This is a genomic window from Caballeronia choica (genome assembly GCF_001544535.1).
In the GTDB taxonomy this organism is placed as follows: Bacteria; Pseudomonadota; Gammaproteobacteria; order Burkholderiales; family Burkholderiaceae; genus Caballeronia; species Caballeronia choica.
In genome coordinates, this window is sequence record NZ_FCON02000379.1 from 1 (window position 1) to 2,399 (window position 2,399).

The window sequence follows — 2,399 nt, forward strand, 5'->3', positions numbered from 1 at the left end:
GTGTATCCGCACGAGCTGGCTTCCTGGCGGCAAAGCGCCACGCAGGCGCTGGCCGAGCCCGAGGAGGCGCGTGCCAGCCCGCAGCAGACGCAGCAGGACCGACGTCGCATCAAGGAACTCGAGCGCGAGCTGCGGCGCAAGGACCGTGCGTTGGCTGAGACGGCGGCGCTGCTGGTGCTATCAAAAAAAGTCGCGGCGATCTTCAGCACGGGCGAGGACGAATGATCGACCTCGAAGATCGCCAGTCGCTGGCCCATGATATCCACACCGCGCACAAGGCCGGCGCACGGCTGCGCCTGGCCTGCGAGACGGCCGGCATCGACGTGCGCACCCTGCAGCGCTGGAATGCCGGCGAAGGCCTCGTATCGGGCGATGGAAGACCTCATGCGGTACGCCCGCAACCTTCCCATGCGCTGAGCGCCGCCGAGCGTGCCGAGGTGCTGCGCGTGGCCAACGAGCCGCGCTTCGCCGATATGCCTCCTGCGCGCATCGTGCCAATGCTGGCCGACCAAGGCGTGTATATCGCCAGCGAATCCACCTTCGCCCGCGTGCTGCGCGAGCACGGACAAACTGCACATCGGGGCCGGGCGAAAGCGCCCAAGGCTGGCCGACCGCCGACCACGCACATCGCTTGCGCACCACGCGAAGTCTGGTGCTGGGATATGACGTACTTGCCCGCCGAGGTCGTCGGTCAATGGTTTTACCTGTACCTGATCCTGGACCTGTACAGCCGCAAGATCGTCGGATGGGAGGTGCACGAGGGCGACGATGCCAGTCACGCTGCCCATCTGGTGCGGCGCACGGCGCTGGCCGAGGGCATCGCTACTCTGGCGGACAAGCCGGTGCTACATGGAGACAACGGCTCCACGCTCAAGGCCACGACCGTGCTGGCCATGCTCCACTGGCTTGGCGTGAAGCCATCGTACTCACGCCCACGCGTCAGTGACGACAACGCCTAGTATGTTGCGCTAAAAAATATGTTGCGGACCGATGGTTGCTGAGTACATGAAAGGCGAAATCCGGCACTCTTGACGCCACATATTTTCGAGCGTGTTCTGGATGAACCATCCATGATCCGGAGGTTCGCCATGTTCCAGAGATTACTGTCGTCCGCGGCCGCGCTGCGTCGGCATCAAGATGCACCGTTTGCTGCCGAACGAGAACGTTATCTGCAGTATTGTTTCGATTCCGGTGCCACGTACGGATCTCTGCGTATAAAGAGCAATGAGTTGTTATGGGCTGCCCGGTTGCTTGGCGCAGATGCATCACACGGCATTGATATGGAGAAGCTAAAAGCGATTGTTGCCAGGCGAACAGCTGTTCAGAATGCGCCCACGGCCGAACGAAGGTTCATCGACATCACCCGTCCATGGCTTAGGTTTCTCGGCTGGTGGAAAGAACCCATCGTAGTGTTTGAATACCAGAGCGTACTGGATCAGTACTGCAGGTGGATGCACGACGAGCGAGGCTTCAGCGATTCAACCATCGTCAGTTGGCGAGACCGTGTGAGGAATTTCCTCAAGTGGTGCAGCACAACCGGACAGAAGCTGCACCTTCTTCAGCCGAGCGACATCGATAACTACTTTATCGATGAGAGTGCCCACCGCTGGAACCGGGTGACAGTCGCCACCATGGCCGGAGTGCTGAGGATATTTCTGCGCTACGCCGCGTCACAGGGATGGTGCACTCCTCGACTGGCCCAGGCGATACGTGGTCCGCGGATCTACAAGGAGGAGTCGCTTCCATTCGCACCCGATTGGGCTGATGTGCAAAGGATATTGGCCGACACCTTGACCGACGACCCTCGTGATGTGCGCGATCGCGCCATCCTGATGCTGCTATCCATATATGGTATGCGCGCCAGTGAAGTGGCATCGTTGCGGCTTGATCAGGTCAACTGGGAACAGCATGTCATTCGGATGTTCCGTCTCAAGAGGCGGCAACCGCAGGTGTATCCGCTTTTGCCGTCAGTTGCGGAAGCGTTAGCTCGCTACATCGACATCATCCGCCCATCAACATCCCACCCCGAAGTGTTCATTGGTCTGAACTCGCCACATCGCCCACTTACGCGCGCAGGCATTTACACGATCGTCAGTCCAAGGTTTCTAGCGCTTGGAATCGAGGTCGCCCATCGCGGACCGCACGCATTGCGCCACGCCTGTGCGACGCGCCTTATTGCCGAAGGATTGAGCCTCAAAGAGATAGGAGACCATCTCGGCCACCGCAGCACATCGGCCACACGCACGTACGCGAAGGTTGATCTGGCGGCTCTCCATGAAGTGGGGGATTTCGATCTAGGAGATCTGCAATGAAGCTAATCAATGGGCGGTTTCAAACCGAAGTGCAACGAGGGGGTTAATGTTTAGCGCTTTGAGGTTGACCCGCTGAGGCAAGTGTCG

1 protein-coding gene and 1 pseudogene are annotated in these 2,399 nt (G+C 59.7%); both read left to right on the forward strand.

Annotated features, from left to right (window positions below; genetic code table 11):
* Positions 1–956, forward strand: a pseudogene (locus AWB68_RS44165) (DDE-type integrase/transposase/recombinase); the annotation flags it as partial.
* Between the two features lie 132 nt (positions 957–1,088).
* Complete coding sequence (locus tag AWB68_RS44170) at positions 1,089–2,312, forward strand: tyrosine-type recombinase/integrase (protein ID WP_087650356.1); 1,224 nt, start codon at positions 1,089–1,091, stop codon at positions 2,310–2,312.
* Positions 2,313–2,399: the final 87 nt, after the last annotated feature.